This is a genomic window from Bacillus sp. 9.4, from assembly GCF_055486415.1.
Window position 1 is genome coordinate 1 of the sequence record NZ_JBVFMU010000007.1, and the last position, 16,562, is coordinate 16,562.

Consider the following 16,562-nt stretch of genomic DNA (forward strand, 5'->3'; position numbering starts at 1 on the left):
AAAGCACTTGATAAAGAGGTTACTCTATTAAAAGGCAGATCATCAGTAAGCTTAGGCTGCGATAAGATCAGTACAGTAAGTTTGTATTTCTGTGGTAACTAAGATTACTCACTGTTTAGACTAAAGGAGGTAAAACAAATGAAAAAGCTATTATCACTTCAGCATAAAGCACTTGATAAAGAGGTTACTCTATTAAAAGGTAGATCATCAGTAAGCTTAGGCTGCGATAAGATCAGTACAGTAAGTTTGTATTTCTGCGGTAACTAAAGATTACTCACTGTTTAGACTAAAGGAGGTAAAACAAATGAAAAAATTATTATCACTTCAGCATAAAGCGCTTGATAAAGAGGTTACTCTATTAAAAGGCAAATCATCAGTAAGCTTAGGCTGCGATAAGATCAGTACAGTTAGTTTGTATTTCTGTGGTAACTAATGATTATGGACAACCCTACTTAAAGAAAAGAGAGGGGATCATCCTCTCTTTTCTTTGTATTACCCAAAAAGTAAATACAATAAACTATTTAAAAAATATAAAAGGAGTTGGATGAAATGTCAAGAGGAAAGCAAATCAGTAATATCCTGAAATTGCAGAGCTTAGAAAGTGGTCCAGTATATACTGCAGGAGCGACAGGAACTGTTGAAGGTCAATCACTTATTTCACCTGCTAGTATAGCTTTTTGTTTAACTCCTCTTCCTGTCAGTACCATGAGTGCAGCTTTTTGCAATAACTAATCTCTTGAGAGGGTTGTAAATATGGACTTACGATACTTCAAATACTTTATCTCGACAAACAATTCTTTTTATACAAAGCCCGATACCCCTAACAGGGAATCGGCTTTGTATATTTCTAATATACCTAATAATTATAAAACCATAAGAGAAAATCATTGGATTCATGTTATAAACAAAGAGCATAAACTTCCAATGCAAGGTTGGAAGATACATATAAGTACTACAATAGATTCTGCAGAAAAAACATTAGAAATTGTATCAAATGTCCTATTCGATTACAAAATCTCTTTTAAATACGTTAAAAGCTTATGGGAATTAAGTATTAAAAATTCAAAATACAGCAATAGGTCTGCTGCGGGTAAGTTTATTACAATTTTCCCGCCAAATGAACAAGTATTTTTAAATTTGTTAGAAATATTAAGCAGTCTGCTAGATACTCTTCCTAGAGGCCCTTATATTTTAACTGATAAAAGATGGTACGAAAGTAATGTATATTTTAGATATGGTGCATTTTTAAGTATGTATTATTATGAAAATAATAAAAAGGTATTTGCTATTCAAAGTCCTTCTGGTGACTTAGTTGAAGACTCAAGAAGTCCTCATTATTCTATACCCGAATTTATCACTGAACCTGCTCCAATAAGAGAGATGGATAATAAATTAGAAAACGAAATAGCTGAACCTACTCCATTAGATGATATAGAGGTTATCCATGCAATTCATTATAGTAATGGAGGGGGAGTCTACTTAGCCCTAGATATACTAGACAAAAAAGTTATCCTTAAGGAAGGAAGGCCAAACATTGGATTAGATAGTCTGGGAATTGATGCCTTTACAAGAATAAAAAATGAAGCGATGATTTTAAAAAAACTTGAAGGAACGCGTTACCCCGTAAAAATATATGATTTTTTTAAGGCGTGGGAACATCATTTTATTATAGAAGAATATATTGAAGGCACATCACTTAGAACTTGGCTTGCAACAAAATATCCTTTTTATACGAATGAAACAAATAAAGAATACTTAAAAACAGTATTAAAAATTTTGAATCAATTAATAGATGCTCTAACTGAAATACATAATCAAGGAATAGGGATAGGAGACTTACAGCCCTCAAATATTATTATCACATCAGACGAAAATATACGATTGATCGACTTTGAGACTGCAAGTTTTATTGATGATAGTGTACCATCGGGTTTAAAAACATTTGGTTTTACTGGCGGGCCTAATATGACGAGAAAACAAGCGGATTGGTTTGCGTTACTAAGAATATCGAGATATTTATTTTTACCTATCGGACCAGTTCAAGATATTTCTTCAAAAATTTTAGAGGCACATGATAAATATATTGAAAATTATTTTGGCATCGAAGCTATAAAAATAATTAATAAAATACAAAAAATTTGTTCTCAAGTTCAGGCAAATCCAGCTAAAGATTTATTGAATGTTGAACATAACCATATTAAAGAAATGTCACTAAATGAAGTAAAGATGTTACTTCAAAATAATATAATAAATAATTTGTTTGTTGATGAAAGGGTAATCCCAGGAGATATTAGACAGTATGAATTAGAAAATGGATTATTTAATATCTTAACTGGCGGTTTTGGAGCTGTATTAGCCTTTAATAGAACAAATATACAAAATAAAAAACTAAACGAATGGGTAGGTAATCAATCTTTAAACGATTTATTGAAGATGGAAAATGGACTATTAACTGGCAAGGCTGGAATAGCCACTAGTTTATGGGAATCAGGTTATTATGACAAAGCAAAACATCTTTTTGATAGCATTAATCATTTTAAAAATAACAGTGATATAACGTTATCATCTGGACTATCTGGAATCGGTTTAGCTTTTTTAGGCCTTTCATATGAAAAAGACTCTATCAAATATCTTAACAAATCTATAGAAATTGCAAACCGGCTAGAGGAATTATTAGAAAAAGACGTTTCAATCGTTCCTTATGATATGGATATAATACCTCGTGGTCTTATTAATGGTTGGTCAGGTGTTTCACTTTTTTATTCTTCTTTATATAAAAGAACTAAAAATCATAAATGGCTTATTTTATCGAAAAAAGCTATTGAAAAAGATTTGATCACTGGTAAATTCGATGATTACGGCGTTTATCAATTAGAAGATATCACTAGAGTAGTCCCTTATTTAGATGGTGGAAGCGCTGGAGTGGGATTGGCATTAATTGAATTAAGTTTACTTTTAAAGGAGGATTTATGGGAGAAAGAATTGGAAGGTATTTACAAAATAGCGAAATCGAAGTGTTTTTATAATTGTGGATTATTTAGAGGTACTGCCGGGATAATGGCTGTTAGTAATGCAATTGATAAATATTATAACCGGGGTATAAATGCTGATAATTTGAAAACTTTAGATCTACACCTCTTTAAAGGAAAGGTCGAAATATATACTCCTGGAGACTTTGGGTATCGTTTATCAAATGATATATTTTCCGGTTCATTAGGATTGTTGCTCGTAATACAAGGTATTATAAACAATACTAATTATATGTGGCTCCCTGTGATGAACATCAAAAAAGTATTTGAGTCTAACTCTTAATTATTTATCTCCCTCAATTAAGAGTGTAGGTAGAAACTTTTCTAATATTTTTTTGAATATGGATATCCGAACTAAAAAAGGAGATTATTATGAGACCTAAAAACCCCTTATTCTTTTTATTATGTAAAATAAAACTTCCATTATTATTAATTTTGTTTGCTATTTCTATTTCATCTATAGGCAGCATTAGTGGTTTGTTTATACCTCTATTTACAGGTAAGGTTGTTGATAAATTTTCTGAGAACACCTTTGATTGGAGATTTATAGTAATTTTTTTATGCATGTTTTTAATTAACGCGATCTTGAGTGGTATTGGGTTATATTTGCTCAGTAAAATTGGTGAAAAAATGATTATGGCAATTCGTTTTATGCTCTGGGAACATATAATCAAATTAAAAACCTCTTTCTTTGATAATAATGAGAGTGGTTCAATAATGAGTCGTATCACAGACGACACCAATGTTATCAACGCTTTTGTATCTCAAAAATTACCCAATATAATACCTTCTATAATCACTATTTTAGGCTCTGTTATCATTTTATTAAGAATGGATTGGCAAATGACTCTTATAACTCTTATTATAGTGCCTATATTTTTAGCAATAATTATCCCTTTAGGCGGAATGGTAAGGAAAATCTCAAAAAAAGCACAATCCGAAGTCGCAAGCTTTAGTGGTTTATTAGGGCGTGTCTTAACAGAAATACGTCTTGTAAAGATATCTAATACAGAAAATCAAGAATTGAAAAATGCTTATAACAACCTTTTTGAAATATATAAATTAGGGTTAAAAGAGTCTAAGATCATTTCAATTATACAACCTTTAACTAGCCTCATCCTTTTACTGACTATAGGAATTATTCTGGGATTTGGCGGTATAAGAGTCTCAACGGGTGTAATATCTGCTGGCACCCTAGTAGCTATGATTTTCTATGTCATACAATTATCAGGCCCTTTGACTAATTTTTCAACGTTACTTACAGACTATCAGCGTGCGATAGGAGCTAGCCAAAGATTAAGTGAAATTCTACTTGAGCACAAAGAAGAGCTAGAGTCCAATAAGAATGCTTTAGATATTGATTTCAGCAATCAAAATTTGAAATTTTCAGAAGTAAGTTTCAAATATGATGATAAACCGATTTTGAATGAAATAACTTTTGATATCCCAAGTAGAAAGGTTACTGCTTTTGTAGGACCGTCTGGTTCTGGTAAAAGTACTATTTTCAATTTAATTGCACGTTTGTATGAATTACCCCCAAGTAATGGGAGCATATCACTCGAAGGAATACCGATTAACGAATTTAACTTATCAGATTGGCGGAATAAAATTGGATATGTAATGCAAACCAACGCAATGATAAATGGCACCGTAAAAGATAATATTACTTATGGAATCAAAAGAGAAATTAGTGAAGATGAAATTATTAAGTATTCTAAATTGTCTAATTGCCATGAATTTGTTATGTTGTTAGATAAAGGTTATAGCACAATAATTGGCGAAAAAGGAGTGAAGTTGTCAGGAGGTCAGCGTCAACGAATTGATATTGCAAGAAATTTTATTAAAGATCCTGATATTCTATTATTGGATGAGGCAACAGCAAGTTTGGACAGTGAGAGTGAGAGAAAAATACAGAATTCACTAGAAGAATTAATGAAAAATAGAACTACAGTAATAATAGCTCACAGATTAGCAACAATTAAAAAAGCAGATCAAATCATTTTCTTAGACCAAGGAGTGATTACTGGTAAAGGAACTCATGACCAATTAATGCTTACCCATGAAAAGTACAGGCGATTTGTGTCAGCCCAAAAATTGGCTAACTAACTAAGTTACGAGCTCGCCCCTTTAATCTATTTATTAGTGAATTTAACATAATCATCTAAATCATTTATGTTAAATGAATTAAGATACCTTACAAATTTAGTGTAATCTTAACAATAGTAAGATGAGGAATACTTTTTGCATTAGTTAAACTGAAAAGCAGCTAATTATTCGGCATAGTCTGTGGATGTTATGTCTTGATAAGTAGTAATAAATATTACTTTAGCTGTAATTTGACTGCATATACTTTGATTGAGAACATAAAATGGTTATAGAAAAAGACGGATAACCCGGTTTTAAAGTAATTATAAAAAGGAGTTATAACGATGGTAAAAAGATTTTTTCTGGTTTTACTCACACTAATTATGTCTATAGTTGTTATGCTAGTGGCTGCTAAAAATTCTCCTGGAGATAATGTCATTTCATTTGAACAGCCTCGAATCTTAATGATATCAATTGGGATAGTGGTATTTTTATTCATTCCTCCGTTAGTCATGTCCTTTTTTGGTAATTGGGTTGTAAGAATCGTATCTGGTGTATACCAATGTTTTATCGTTCTAACCTTTCTGGGGCTCATTCCAATAGGATTTCTTATTCCCGATGGCTTTTTAACCATTGTTGTTTCTATTGCAGGAACTTTAATCAGCATAGTTAGCGTTGTAGTAACCTTTATTGATAGGAATAAAGAAGTTAAATCTTAGCTGAAATAATAAAATAAGGTTAGAAGGCTTTATCCTTAATTTCAAGGAAAGGAGCTTTCTTTTTTTATAGGTTTATATGTTGCGAATGACTAACGCCCTTGATGACTGATGGTTGCTTTTAGTGTAGATACTCGGAAAGAAAGTTACAGGGTGTATCTTAACAGTTCCTAAATCTATAGCTCCCAAATTGTTCATTTACAATAAAATAAATCCACTCAAAGGGCTGCAGTTTCTTGTCCATAATTTCTCGGTGTCCTTGAAATTCCAAGAATAGACGCAGAGCTTCGGACTGTAGAGGGAACGGATGCGGATGATTTGGAAAAAGGAGTCGGCCACTACAAAGGCAGTTATTTTCCAGATGAAAACGGACAAATTGTTCTATCAGGTCATCGGGATACTTACCGTATTCCGCCGGACAGGGGAACTAAAAAAAGGTGATCAATTAAAGGTTCTGCTGCCATATGGGAGCTTTTCATATGAAATAGACAAAACAAAAATTGTAGACAAAAAGATACGTCTATTATTACCCTGCAGCATAACAAAGAGGAGCTCATTCTGACAACTTGTTACCCGTTTTCATATATCGGTAATGCACCAAAGCGGTATATTATTTATGGAAAACGGATTTGAGAAATCCAGAATATCAAAGATTAGGCTGACGAATTTTCGTCAGCCTTTTTCGTCAGGTTCTTTCTGCATTCTGGTCCATAATTAAATCAAAGTAATCTTAGTAAACATAAAAGTATTTTATGTTTTTGTATAAGTTTACTTTACTTTTACATAAGGTCGATTTATAATTTGGTTCAAGAGGTGATGGTCATGAAGAAAGATTTTGGTGATTCGATCTCAAATAAGGTTTATGAATATCGTGTACTTGCCAGATTGTCTCAGCAAGAATTAGCAAAGAAAGTCGGGGTTTCCAAACAAACCATCTTTGTAATGGAGAAAGGAAATTATGTTCCGACTCTGCTGTTAGCTTTTCGAATTGCCGAATTTTTTAATGTAGATGTAAACGAGATTTTTACTTATGAGAAAGGAAATGATCAAAAATGAAAATGAATTCGATCACAGATACGATCACTAACGCTATTTTTTCTCCTTTAAAGTCCTGGGCTGAACATTCTCCGGGAAATTGGAGTATTCTCATTGGCAGCGGATTTGTATTGCTTGTAGTCGGATTGATTCTGACATTCGTATTTACTAAAAAAATGGGTAAGACTGACGAAAGAACAAACCAAATCGCTTTAAAAGGAAGCCTCTGTACGTTATGTGCACTAATTTTTTGCGACTTGCTTTTCCCAAAAGAATATATGTGGCAAGTTTTCTTCTTATTTAAGTATTCTATTGCATTCTTCGCTTCAGCAATCTATCTAGCTGTTCGATATAAAAAAGATTTTTTGTGAATTCAATAACCGAGAAAGATAGTGTCTCTGAAGTTTTAATTGTTTTAGGAGAGGGAACGAATATGAAATCATTTTATAATGAGATTTGGAGAAGTGAGGAAGTGGGTTTTTGCTCACCAATTATTAACCATAATTCATACAAACTTATCGAGATGATGTAAAGTGGAGTTAGAAAGTGTAATGAAAATAAGCTTTCATAACTAATGTTATGGATTTATTATGTTGAGGGCCCAGTGGGGGGAATAACCCGTAAAGGTTCAAGTTCTCTCGACCGCACCCAAATAATACCAAGGGCTTAACCATCTTTGGTGTTATTTTTTTGCGGAAAATACGGCAACAAATGTACCTCATTGTGGAGTCCACTAAAAAAGTGCTGACTTCTGCACAACATCGTTGCGCGAGTCTGCACTTTCTGCGATTATGGGGAGTTTATTTAATCCGTTGTTAGCCGCGCCGATACTTGGCTTTTAGAAGCTTTTTTTAAGTGGCTAAAACTAACAAATTTTTTGCCTTCTTCATCCCATAGGCGGAACTTTAACGATTTAAGGCTTGTTGCCAGTGTAATGGTCGGAACGTTTTGCAATGGTTTAGTGTTGTTATGCACTTTTTCAAGCTTATAGTTTGGGACTCTCGGGCTTAAATGATGAACATGATGAAAACCGATATTGCCTGTTAGCCACTGCATGACTTTTGGAAGTTTATAAAAAGAGCTTCCTTCAACTGCTGCTTTTACATATTCCCAATTCTCATCTTCTTCAAAATAAGAATCCTCAAACGTATGCTGAATATAAAACATCCAAATTCCGAGAGAGCCCGATATCATAAAAATCGGCACCTGAACCAGCAGGAAGTTTTGCCAGCCAATAGCCCAACATAAAAGTGCTGCCAAAGCGACGATCCCCAGGTTCGTTACATACGTATTCATCCGTTCTTTGCGTTTTGCCCCTTTTCGATTAAAACGATTGGCAATCCCGAAAACGTAAATCGGCCCAATAATAAACATAACAAACGGATTTCTGTACAATCGGTACATTATTTTTGTCTTAGTTGAGGCTTTCTTATATTCCTCAACCGTCAGTACCCAAATATCGCCTGTACCGCGTTTGTCCAGATTGCTGCTTGTCGCATGATGGACAGAATGGTCGTGCGCCCAATGATCAAAAGGATGCAGAGTCAGAATTCCTGTTAATGTTCCAAGGATTCGATTCGCCTTTCTGTTCTTAAAAAAGGAATAGTGGCAGCAATCATGAAAGATGATGAAGGTTCTCACTAAAAAACCTGCCGCAACAACAGAAATCGCTAATGTAAGGAAATAAGAAATCGACAAGCTCTTATATGCCAAACACCATAATAGGAAAAATGGCACCAATGTGTTAATGATTTGACAAATGCTTTTGTGTAAATCGGACTTTTCATAAGGTGTAACCAGTTTTCTCAAAGTCCTTAGGTTTTGTTCTTTCATATTCAAAAGTTTCCCCTTCCCTGGTGATCTTCTAAGTGTAGAAAACGTTTTATAGCCTTAGAAGGCCCAACGTTATACACCCCATATATGATAAGTATTCTTCCCACTCATCTGTAAAATTATTGGAAATAATAAACTGATTTCCAGTTTATTATTAGCAGAGTCAGCCGGGATACAAAAGGCGTATGAAGATTATACCCAGCACTTTATTGGGTCAAACTCTCTCAATGCTCCCCCATGGGGATCGATTTATTTGACCGTGAACATTGATTGTTTGAGGAAAAAAGGAATGAAGTAATGGGTATATCCATGAGTGACTGTTTGGAAACATCTCCAGAAACAAAGTTTTACAAGTGAACAGCCCTGCTTTTAAAAGATTATCTTGCTCTTGAACAAGAAACAGCTGAGCTAAGTACTATTAAGCAAAGAAAAAGGTTTGAAGACACTCGTGATTCACTTTTCACGGTGTTTTCAAACCAAAGTTTTTAATAGGCCTCTTACTCTGCGCTGGTATACACATGTTTAACAAATAATACCATGAATAAATCAGAAATATAATTTGCAGTTATTTCCGATTCCTGATATAATAAAGAAGAATTATTTTTGTTCGGTGTAAAGGATAGTATGAATATTGACTTTTCGTCTTGATGATACTTTGGGCAAGGATAGTATATACTGTGTGGTTACACACTAGGAGGCAACAAAAATGGAACAAGGTACAGTTAAATGGTTTAATGCAGAAAAAGGTTTTGGTTTTATCGAACGCGAAAATGGAGACGATGTATTCGTACACTTTTCTGCAATCCAAAGTGACGGATTCAAATCTTTAGACGAAGGTCAAAAAGTATCGTTTGACGTTGAGCAAGGTGCTCGTGGAGCTCAAGCTGCTAACGTTCAAAAAGCTTAATTTTCAATCGTTTATACAAACAGGCTCTTTATATAGGGCCTGTTTTTTTATGTCTATATCATACTCAATAAAAAACCCTACTCAACGTTCGAGTAGGGAGATGCTACAAGGTAATAGAAAAAGATTTAAAACTTCAAAGGTTTGTTTACAGTATAACATACTGGATTGACAATATGCGGAATGTATATAAATTATTTAATGTTTTGTTCAAATATAGCTCTTTTTTTCACTAACCTGTTCGTTAATTTAAGTAAGATTAATGAATTATAAAAATGGTTTCATCTGGATGTTATCAACTCGCATATCTCTTTTATGAAAAGAAGATAAACAATTATTATTCAATGTGGCAGTGGATATAAGAAATTCTTAAAAATAATGAGGAGATCGATTGTTTTTTTCTTCTGGAAATAATCACTTAGAGATACCTAAAACAATGAAAGCCCTACCTCTCTTCCATCCTTACGGCTCCTTGTCCGTGCCAGTGTGAATCAGGATACTAATAACAAGTGACTATTTTATTGAGTTTTTTGGTAAAACTTCAATCTTCGCAGAAGAAATGTAAATAATAAAAATGGATTAGAATGTAGGAATAACAAAAGAGGTCGTTAATGTTCTAAACATAAGTTGGAGAAGATTTGCTTTTCATCATAATATTCCGAAATATTTTTTGGGATCAATACACTATCTAACCGAAACTTTTTATTTGCTTTTCAGTGATTCCTTTAATTACTTCCAGTTCACTAATCAAAAATTCATATGCATTATCCAGCATTTTTTTTTCGCTTGCATTAAGTGCTTTTTCTTTCTTCATACGCATTAAATCACGTACAACTTCAGCGCCTTCTTGTATTTCACCCGTTTTTATTTTGTCCGTGTTTATTTTATACCTTTGCTTCCATGGCAGTAACCTATCTGATTCTCCATGCTGAAAAATGTTCATAATGTGTTTTAATGCAAGTATATCGGTAACTGGTCGTATATTCGAACTCAATATTTTACGCGTTGGAATCATAACTGTCATATTACTGATTGACATTCTTATGACATAATACTGTTGTTTTTCCTCTAAGAATTCTTTTTCTTCTATGGCTTCAATTATACCTGCTCCGTGCATTGGATAAACAATGTTATCGCCAATTTGAAACATATCATCCACCTCCATATATGGTAACCTTCTTAAGATTACCATATATGGAGGTGGAATATCAAAATTTTAATAATAACATGATCGAATTTTTGATGTCAATAACTTTTTTTAAAAAAACAGATCAAGCAAAAACAATAGGGAACGTGTCGGATTTCCAATCAAGGAAAAGGTCAATTGATCCGTGTATATCCTAAAACTTCGACTAATTAACATAGATCAGTTTTTCATTGAAAATGAGATATTAAATCTCCTTTTTAGGTATCTTTTTTGTAAGGGGAATTCTGTATTGCTGTTAAATTTAATATCTTTACAAGAACCGCATGATTCCCTGCCCCTTTCATTGGCTTATTATTTTGTTGCCTTAATTTCAGAAGGGTGATAAAATACCAATTAACCAAACATCCTATGTTTGATAAGTGCTTTACAGGAGGATAAACAAATGCTTCAGAAAACAAACCGGCAGACGCTGGTTGAGCAAGTCGCTCTACAAATGGAAAGTTTGATCGAATCAGGTAAGTGGGGTGTCGGGATGCGCATTCCTGCCGAACCTGAGTTGATGACCGAGCTGAATGTTAGCCGCAATACATTAAGGGAAGCAATTCGGGCATTGATACATGCAGGACTTTTGAAGACGAAACAAGGTGACGGAACATATGTCTGCTCTTCAAGTGCTTTGGGGGTCGTATTGAAAAAACGCATCTCGCGCACCGATACGTTGCAAACATTAGAAGTTCGGTATGCTCTTGAACGTGAGGGAGCCCATCTTGCTGCACAACGCAGAACCGATGACGAGGCCCGCGAACTTCTTCTCCAACTGGAACGCTGTGAGGGAGCGGCAGAAATCGGTAACATTGATGACTTTGTAACAGCGGATATCTGTCTACATCAAAGCATTGTAAAGGCGTCGCATAATGAAATATTGATCGAAATATACAGCCATATCGCTGAAGCATTACAAGATTCGATTACAAGCCTGACTAGTTTTGAAGTCGATACGGATTTTTTGGAAATGCACCGACAACTAGTCGAAGCGATTGTCGGTCAGGATGCGGATCGTGCCGTGGAGGCAGTTCATCGTTATATCCAGGAATCGAAGGATGTTATCGCCGCTGAAGAGGGGGAGCGGCCATGAGCGTACAAAGTGGTACCAAACCAACTGAGACAAAGCGTTCGCTCTCATTGAGTTGGCCGATCATCATAGGCATCGTCCTTATATCACTGACGATGCGGTCACCGTTAACGTCGGTAGGCCCACTGGTAGGATCGATTCACGAATCTCTTGGATTATCGCATACCGCGGCAGGCTTGCTTACAACATTGCCGCTGCTTGCTTTCTCGATTCTTTCCCCCTTCGCGCCAATCTTGGCACGCCGCTTCGGGATGGAACGGATTATACTTTATGCATTGGTTCTGCTTATGCTAGGTATCACTGTCCGCTCGCTGACTGCAACAGTTCCTTTGTTTGCAGGCACCGTTTTGCTTGGGCTCGCAATTGCGGTATGCAACGTGCTAATTCCAAGTATTGTTAAACGAGATTTTTCTCGTAATGTCGGTCTTATGACAGGGCTGTATTCAGTGTCGATGAATTTATGCGGTGCGATAGCTTCCGGTGTAAGTGTCCCAATCGCCCGCAGTTTTGGCTGGAATGGCGCACTTGCAGTCTGGGGCCTGCTCGCTCTGATAGCTGCACTATTCTGGTTTCCTAAAGCGCGGACGAGTCAAGCGTCAGCCATGGTAGCAACTAGCGGTGCGTCGACGCGGCGAAGTCTGTGGCGTTCACCGCTGGCATGGATGGTTACACTTTTTATGGGATTGCAGTCTCTGCTTTTCTATGTATTGATCGCTTGGTTACCTGAAATCATGACAAGCCGTGGCTTGAATGAAGACAGCGCTGGCTGGATGCTATCGCTATTTCAATTCGCCTCGCTTCCCGTATCATTCATCGTACCGATTGTTGCCGGACGCATGAAGAACCAGCGTTTACTGGTTGTCATGATGACTATCCTGTTTTTTGTTTCATTGGGTGGCCTTTATTTCGGCGATAATGCACTTATTTTCTTATGGACAATTTTACTCGGAATTTCTGGGGGATGTGCGTTCAGCTTGGCTATGATCTTTTTAAGCTTGCGGACGAAGGATGCCTCCGATGCGGCTTCTTTGTCGGGGATGTCGCAATCTGTTGGATATTTGCTGGCTGCAACAGGACCGACCTTGTTTGGTTTGCTCCATGACGTCACGGCAAGCTGGAACTTCCCAATATTACTTTTGCTTATGGTCAGCATTCTGCTGTTCATATTCGGCATGGGTGCGTCAAAAAATCACATGGTATAAGAGGTTTGTTTCAGTAAAGCTTTTGCTAGAGAGCCCATGGAACTGCCTAAGCCAACCGAATCATTGAGCATTGTATTATACAGATGTCCCAAAATTTATGACGTGCTATTAGAAAGAGAGCATAGATACTCAAATATTGAAGTTTCCAGCTGAAACAGTGTAGGCCCAACATGAATATAAAATAAGGGTAATAAATGACTTCAAATGCTAAAATGACGTGCTTTTGTAGCTGAAAATAGAAGACTTCCACTTTATTGAGATCATTTTTGAAACACACCAAAATTCAGGTGTGTTTTTATTTTGCTTCCTTTTTAAACTCATGACGTTCCACTAATTGCTAGATGAACAGCCGATTCATACATGAGAAGAGGCACCATTAACAGGGAATTGAATAAACCTTATGAATTAATGTCTCATATGAATTTTTTTGTATGATAATGGCGTCATATTCATCGCTTGTTGAAATTTACTTATGAAATAACTGGTACTGTTAAATCCAACTTGATAAGACACTTCTGTCACATTGGATTCAGGGTGTTGCAGTAATAATAAGCTTTTTTGAATTCTATAATCCATTACATAACGTAATGGCGACTTATTCAGCATTCGTTTAAAATAACGGCAGCACTCAGAACGGCTCAGTTGGCCAGCTTTTGCAATGTCCTCTAATGTGATTTTTTCAGCATAATGGAGATGGATCCAGTTTAACATTTGTTTCATTCGATGACTTTTTATCATTTCAGATTGATCGTACTCTAATTGAAAACCATTAACTACCAGGTTTTTCCACATTAACGTTAATTGCATCGTAATGTCAATCTCATAGAGCGATGTCTTTTGTTGAATCAATTGATTTATTTTTTTAACAGCATCTAGAATATTTTTTGCCCACTGTTGATTTCCATCCAAAAATAAATAGGACAAATTGGTTGAAAACATATAGGGCTGAACATAGCTTGAATACAGTTCCTGAGATAAAACGAAATGGGGTGACACATTCAAGCAAATATACGTACAATCCGAGCCTTCCTTTTCTTCGGCCATGTGCAGGCAGCCACTATTGATAAATAATCCATCCCCTTCGTGAACCTCTATTTTTTCTTCATTTATTTGAAAAAGAGCTATCCCTTTTAGTATCAAAACAAATTGGATTTCATCATGCCAATGAAGCGGAATATAGCCATTTATATTTTGATTGATCCTTGTCTCGTAACAGGCAACTGGTAATTCTACCGTTCGATGCTCTGTTAATTCTTTTAAATTTTGATCGATCACAAAATTCTTCATTCTGACTTCTCACCTCAATATATTTATATTTTTTCATTCAATTTGAGTATTTTTTATCATGTTTTGCATTTATTATAACACTATTATTATATTTATTAGTGAGGAGTCATGTATGAATACTTCCAATAGAAGAATGGGATTGTTCTATGTTATAACAGGGGCGACATGTTGGGGAATTGGAGGCACAGTAGCCAAAAAACTTTTTCAAGAATATCAAATTGATGTCAATTGGCTTGTAACGACACGCTTGCTTACGGCTGGAATGTTACTTTTAATGCTGCAACTGTTCAGAAAGGATCGGTCTCAGGTTATTGAGGTTTGGAGAAACAAAGCGTCGGCTGGCCAGCTTCTTATTTTTGGCCTATTGGGAATGCTAGCTGTGCAGTACACATATATGGCATCCATTCAACATGGGAATGCTGCCGTTGCTACATTATTGCAATATTTATCCCCAGTAATCGTCATTATCTACACGCTTTTGCGAAAACAAACGGTTCTTACCAAACAAGATATCATTACTGTTGTACTTGCTTTAGTGGGTTGCTTTTTTTTGTTAACAAATGGTTCAATATCTCAACTTTCAGTGCCGGCAGCTGCAGTAGTATGGGGAGTTTTATCAGGATTCGCGGCAGCTTTTTATACTTTATATGCCGTTGGTTTATTACATAAATTTGATTCTCTTGTCGTTGTAGGTTGGGCTATGATTATTGGCGGTTTTGCATTGGGTTTTATCCATCCGCCATGGCAACTGGATTTTCAACGATTAACTGCTGAGGCGTATGCATATATTTTATTTGTGATATTATTTGGAACAATGATTGCGTTCTGGTTCTTCATAAAAAGCTTGGAAAGCCTTTCTCCCAAAGAAACAAGCCTATTAGGCAGTTTAGAACCTCTATCCGCTGTTGTAACAACTGTCGTTTGGTTAAAAGCGCCATTTGGTTCTTTTCAATGGATTGGTGCTATTTGTATTATAGGGATAACTTTAATATTGGCTTTACATAAAGAGCCTTCTATGCAGAGTGAAAAATCTTTATTAAAGATTAGGAATCATGCAAATCGGGATATATAAGGGATTTTTTTGTTTACATGAACGGTACGGCAATGAAAAACACTGGTGGAGTTTGAGCCCTCTCGGCAGTATCAAAAATACCAAGGGTTTTGACGCCCTTGGTATTTTTTCTTCAAGAACCTTCAATTCTTCTTCTCTGATCGAAAAACGTATTACTTTTTTGTAATTGGTATCCAAATTTCACTTTTAAAAGATGGTGATGTTACATCCTTATGCTCGTTCCACAATATTTCTGGACCTTCTATTTGTTCGTAATATGACGATGGAAACCATTCGGAATAAATGCGTCCCCATACTTCTTGCAGTGTATCCGGAAATAGTCCGATTGATTCGAATACAGCCCACGTTGAGGCAGGAACTTCAAGCCGTGAGAAGTTATCTGGACACTGTTTCGTTGTGGCTGCGCCAATATAGTGATCGAGCTCTCCGCTTTCCTCTGTCCGACCTTCAGAAAAATTCGTGGATGCACTAATGAGTCCTGATGGTGCTACATTAGAAAGCTCTTTTAGTTTATTTATTGCTTTTTCATCTAAACTTTCCCACATAGATGCAATCTCCGGATTAATCCCTTTAAAAATAATAGGAACTCTTTTTTTAATGCCAGCGATGCGAAATGCCTCTTTTTCTTCAATACGGTAGTTCATTTCATTTCCTCCTTTAATTGTTAGCTGGAAGGTCATTCGTGGATAAGCTTTAAGGGGATGGCCATTAAGTCTGGCTTTTGATGGGTTTATGGCATGTAAATTTTGGAATGCCCGTGCAAAAGAATCAGGTGAGTTATAACCGTACTTTATTGCAATATCAATCACTTTTACATTGCTGTCTTTCAGTTCAAAAGCTGCAAGAGTAAGACGTCTGCGACGAATATATTCCGATAATGAAATACCTGCAAGGAAGGAAAACATCCTTTTAAAATGATATTCAGAGCAGAAAGCAAGCTTTGCTGCCTCTTGAAAATCAATATCGTTAGTGAGGTTTTCTTCAATATACTTTAACGCCCTATTCATACTTTTAAGCAAATCCATTTATTTGGCCTCCTTTAACCAAAGAATAACAGGAGTGAAATGTATTTATCCGACATTCTGTGCACAGTTTTGCAGGATGACTTATATGAAATAAA

Annotated in this window: 18 protein-coding genes and 1 pseudogene; 15 read left to right on the forward strand and 4 right to left on the reverse strand. The window is 35.7% G+C overall.

What is annotated here, in order from left to right; genetic code table 11:
• The 10 genes and pseudogenes from ACZ07B_RS20700 to ACZ07B_RS20745 all read left to right on the forward strand — a co-directional run.
• On the forward strand, positions 1-102 hold a 102-nt coding region (locus ACZ07B_RS20700; protein ID WP_464877664.1), incomplete at its 5' end, for a class III lanthipeptide.
• Positions 103-138: 36 nt separating this feature from the next.
• On the forward strand, positions 139-267 hold the full coding sequence (locus tag ACZ07B_RS20705; RefSeq protein ID WP_187290710.1) for a class III lanthipeptide: 129 nt from the start codon (positions 139-141) through the stop codon (positions 265-267).
• Positions 268-304: 37 nt separating this feature from the next.
• Positions 305-433, forward strand: coding sequence for a class III lanthipeptide (locus ACZ07B_RS20710; RefSeq protein WP_187290712.1), 129 nt, complete (start codon positions 305-307; stop codon positions 431-433).
• A gap of 116 nt (positions 434-549) precedes the next feature.
• The gene (locus ACZ07B_RS20715; RefSeq protein ID WP_029317383.1) at positions 550-732 is read left to right on the forward strand and encodes a hypothetical protein; all 183 of its coding nucleotides are present in this window, start codon (positions 550-552) and stop codon (positions 730-732) included.
• A 21-nt stretch (positions 733-753) separates the two neighbouring features.
• The gene (lanKC, locus tag ACZ07B_RS20720; protein ID WP_464877627.1) at positions 754-3,312 is read left to right on the forward strand and encodes a class III lanthionine synthetase LanKC; all 2,559 of its coding nucleotides are present in this window, start codon (positions 754-756) and stop codon (positions 3,310-3,312) included.
• An 89-nt stretch (positions 3,313-3,401) separates the two neighbouring features.
• The gene (locus tag ACZ07B_RS20725; RefSeq protein ID WP_088325336.1) at positions 3,402-5,135 is read left to right on the forward strand and encodes an ABC transporter ATP-binding protein; all 1,734 of its coding nucleotides are present in this window, start codon (positions 3,402-3,404) and stop codon (positions 5,133-5,135) included.
• Between the two features lie 323 nt (positions 5,136-5,458).
• A complete protein-coding gene (locus tag ACZ07B_RS20730) occupies positions 5,459-5,833 on the forward strand; it encodes a hypothetical protein (protein WP_029317380.1) in 375 nt (124 codons plus the stop codon).
• 261 nt (positions 5,834-6,094) lie between these two features.
• Positions 6,095-6,463, forward strand: a pseudogene (locus ACZ07B_RS20735) (sortase).
• A 189-nt stretch (positions 6,464-6,652) separates the two neighbouring features.
• On the forward strand, positions 6,653-6,886 hold the full coding sequence (locus tag ACZ07B_RS20740; RefSeq protein ID WP_003240464.1) for a helix-turn-helix transcriptional regulator: 234 nt from the start codon (positions 6,653-6,655) through the stop codon (positions 6,884-6,886).
• Complete coding sequence (locus ACZ07B_RS20745) at positions 6,883-7,236, forward strand: DUF2178 domain-containing protein (RefSeq protein WP_247070406.1); 354 nt, start codon at positions 6,883-6,885, stop codon at positions 7,234-7,236. Before ACZ07B_RS20740 ends, ACZ07B_RS20745 begins: the two co-directional genes overlap by 4 nt.
• A gap of 433 nt (positions 7,237-7,669) precedes the next feature.
• Here ACZ07B_RS20745 and desA read toward each other — a convergent pair whose 3' ends face one another.
• Positions 7,670-8,698: a Delta(5) desaturase DesA gene (gene desA, locus ACZ07B_RS20750; protein WP_335451503.1), complete on the reverse strand. Its 1,029-nt coding sequence runs from the start codon at positions 8,696-8,698 to the stop codon at positions 7,670-7,672.
• A 139-nt stretch (positions 8,699-8,837) separates the two neighbouring features.
• Between desA and ACZ07B_RS20755 the strand changes: the two genes are divergently transcribed.
• Positions 8,838-8,996, forward strand: coding sequence for a molecular chaperone TorD family protein (locus ACZ07B_RS20755; RefSeq protein ID WP_349897605.1), 159 nt, complete (start codon positions 8,838-8,840; stop codon positions 8,994-8,996).
• A gap of 408 nt (positions 8,997-9,404) precedes the next feature.
• Positions 9,405-9,605 carry a cold shock protein CspC gene (gene cspC / locus ACZ07B_RS20760; protein WP_003234247.1) on the forward strand — a complete coding sequence of 67 codons (201 nt, stop codon included), beginning with the start codon at positions 9,405-9,407 and terminating at the stop codon, positions 9,603-9,605.
• A gap of 685 nt (positions 9,606-10,290) precedes the next feature.
• Here the strand turns inward: cspC and ACZ07B_RS20765 are convergent.
• A complete protein-coding gene (locus ACZ07B_RS20765) occupies positions 10,291-10,752 on the reverse strand; it encodes a CarD family transcriptional regulator (RefSeq protein WP_464877628.1) in 462 nt (153 codons plus the stop codon).
• Positions 10,753-11,191: 439 nt separating this feature from the next.
• Between ACZ07B_RS20765 and ACZ07B_RS20770 the strand changes: the two genes are divergently transcribed.
• Positions 11,192-11,884 (forward strand): FadR/GntR family transcriptional regulator, encoded by a 693-nt coding sequence (locus tag ACZ07B_RS20770; protein ID WP_134155704.1) that lies wholly within the window; start codon positions 11,192-11,194, stop codon positions 11,882-11,884.
• Positions 11,881-13,083: a CynX/NimT family MFS transporter gene (locus ACZ07B_RS20775; RefSeq protein ID WP_464877629.1), complete on the forward strand. Its 1,203-nt coding sequence runs from the start codon at positions 11,881-11,883 to the stop codon at positions 13,081-13,083. Before ACZ07B_RS20770 ends, ACZ07B_RS20775 begins: the two co-directional genes overlap by 4 nt.
• Positions 13,084-13,488: 405 nt before the next feature.
• On the opposite strand, the gene ACZ07B_RS20780 is transcribed toward ACZ07B_RS20775, so the two are convergent.
• On the reverse strand, positions 13,489-14,370 hold the full coding sequence (locus tag ACZ07B_RS20780; protein WP_464877630.1) for an AraC family transcriptional regulator: 882 nt from the start codon (positions 14,368-14,370) through the stop codon (positions 13,489-13,491).
• 112 nt (positions 14,371-14,482) lie between these two features.
• Here ACZ07B_RS20780 and ACZ07B_RS20785 point away from each other — a divergent pair, with 112 nt between their 5' ends.
• On the forward strand, positions 14,483-15,442 hold the full coding sequence (locus ACZ07B_RS20785) for a DMT family transporter (RefSeq protein ID WP_464877631.1): 960 nt from the start codon (positions 14,483-14,485) through the stop codon (positions 15,440-15,442).
• Between the two features lie 152 nt (positions 15,443-15,594).
• Here the strand turns inward: ACZ07B_RS20785 and ACZ07B_RS20790 are convergent, their stop codons facing one another.
• A complete protein-coding gene (locus ACZ07B_RS20790) occupies positions 15,595-16,467 on the reverse strand; it encodes an AraC family transcriptional regulator (protein WP_464877632.1) in 873 nt (290 codons plus the stop codon).
• Between the last annotated feature and the right edge of the window lie 95 nt (positions 16,468-16,562).

Excerpts from the sequence above, each read along its gene's own strand:
- ACZ07B_RS20705 (WP_187290710.1), top strand. The coding sequence starts at position 139 with ATGAAAAAGCTATTATCACTTCAGCATAAAGCACTTGATAAAGAGGTT.
- ACZ07B_RS20710 (WP_187290712.1), top strand. The coding sequence starts at position 305 with ATGAAAAAATTATTATCACTTCAGCATAAAGCGCTTGATAAAGAGGTT.
- ACZ07B_RS20715 (WP_029317383.1), top strand. The coding sequence starts at position 550 with ATGTCAAGAGGAAAGCAAATCAGTAATATCCTGAAATTGCAGAGCTTA.
- lanKC (WP_464877627.1), top strand. The coding sequence starts at position 754 with ATGGACTTACGATACTTCAAATACTTTATCTCGACAAACAATTCTTTT.
- ACZ07B_RS20725 (WP_088325336.1), top strand. The coding sequence starts at position 3,402 with ATGAGACCTAAAAACCCCTTATTCTTTTTATTATGTAAAATAAAACTT.
- ACZ07B_RS20730 (WP_029317380.1), top strand. The coding sequence starts at position 5,459 with ATGGTAAAAAGATTTTTTCTGGTTTTACTCACACTAATTATGTCTATA.
- ACZ07B_RS20740 (WP_003240464.1), top strand. The coding sequence starts at position 6,653 with ATGAAGAAAGATTTTGGTGATTCGATCTCAAATAAGGTTTATGAATAT.
- ACZ07B_RS20745 (WP_247070406.1), top strand. The coding sequence starts at position 6,883 with ATGAAAATGAATTCGATCACAGATACGATCACTAACGCTATTTTTTCT.
- desA (WP_335451503.1), bottom strand. The coding sequence starts at position 8,698 with ATGAAAGAACAAAACCTAAGGACTTTGAGAAAACTGGTTACACCTTAT.
- cspC (WP_003234247.1), top strand. The coding sequence starts at position 9,405 with ATGGAACAAGGTACAGTTAAATGGTTTAATGCAGAAAAAGGTTTTGGT.
- ACZ07B_RS20765 (WP_464877628.1), bottom strand. The coding sequence starts at position 10,752 with ATGTTTCAAATTGGCGATAACATTGTTTATCCAATGCACGGAGCAGGT.
- ACZ07B_RS20770 (WP_134155704.1), top strand. The coding sequence starts at position 11,192 with ATGCTTCAGAAAACAAACCGGCAGACGCTGGTTGAGCAAGTCGCTCTA.
- ACZ07B_RS20775 (WP_464877629.1), top strand. The coding sequence starts at position 11,881 with ATGAGCGTACAAAGTGGTACCAAACCAACTGAGACAAAGCGTTCGCTC.
- ACZ07B_RS20780 (WP_464877630.1), bottom strand. The coding sequence starts at position 14,370 with ATGAAGAATTTTGTGATCGATCAAAATTTAAAAGAATTAACAGAGCAT.
- ACZ07B_RS20785 (WP_464877631.1), top strand. The coding sequence starts at position 14,483 with ATGAATACTTCCAATAGAAGAATGGGATTGTTCTATGTTATAACAGGG.
- ACZ07B_RS20790 (WP_464877632.1), bottom strand. The coding sequence starts at position 16,467 with ATGGATTTGCTTAAAAGTATGAATAGGGCGTTAAAGTATATTGAAGAA.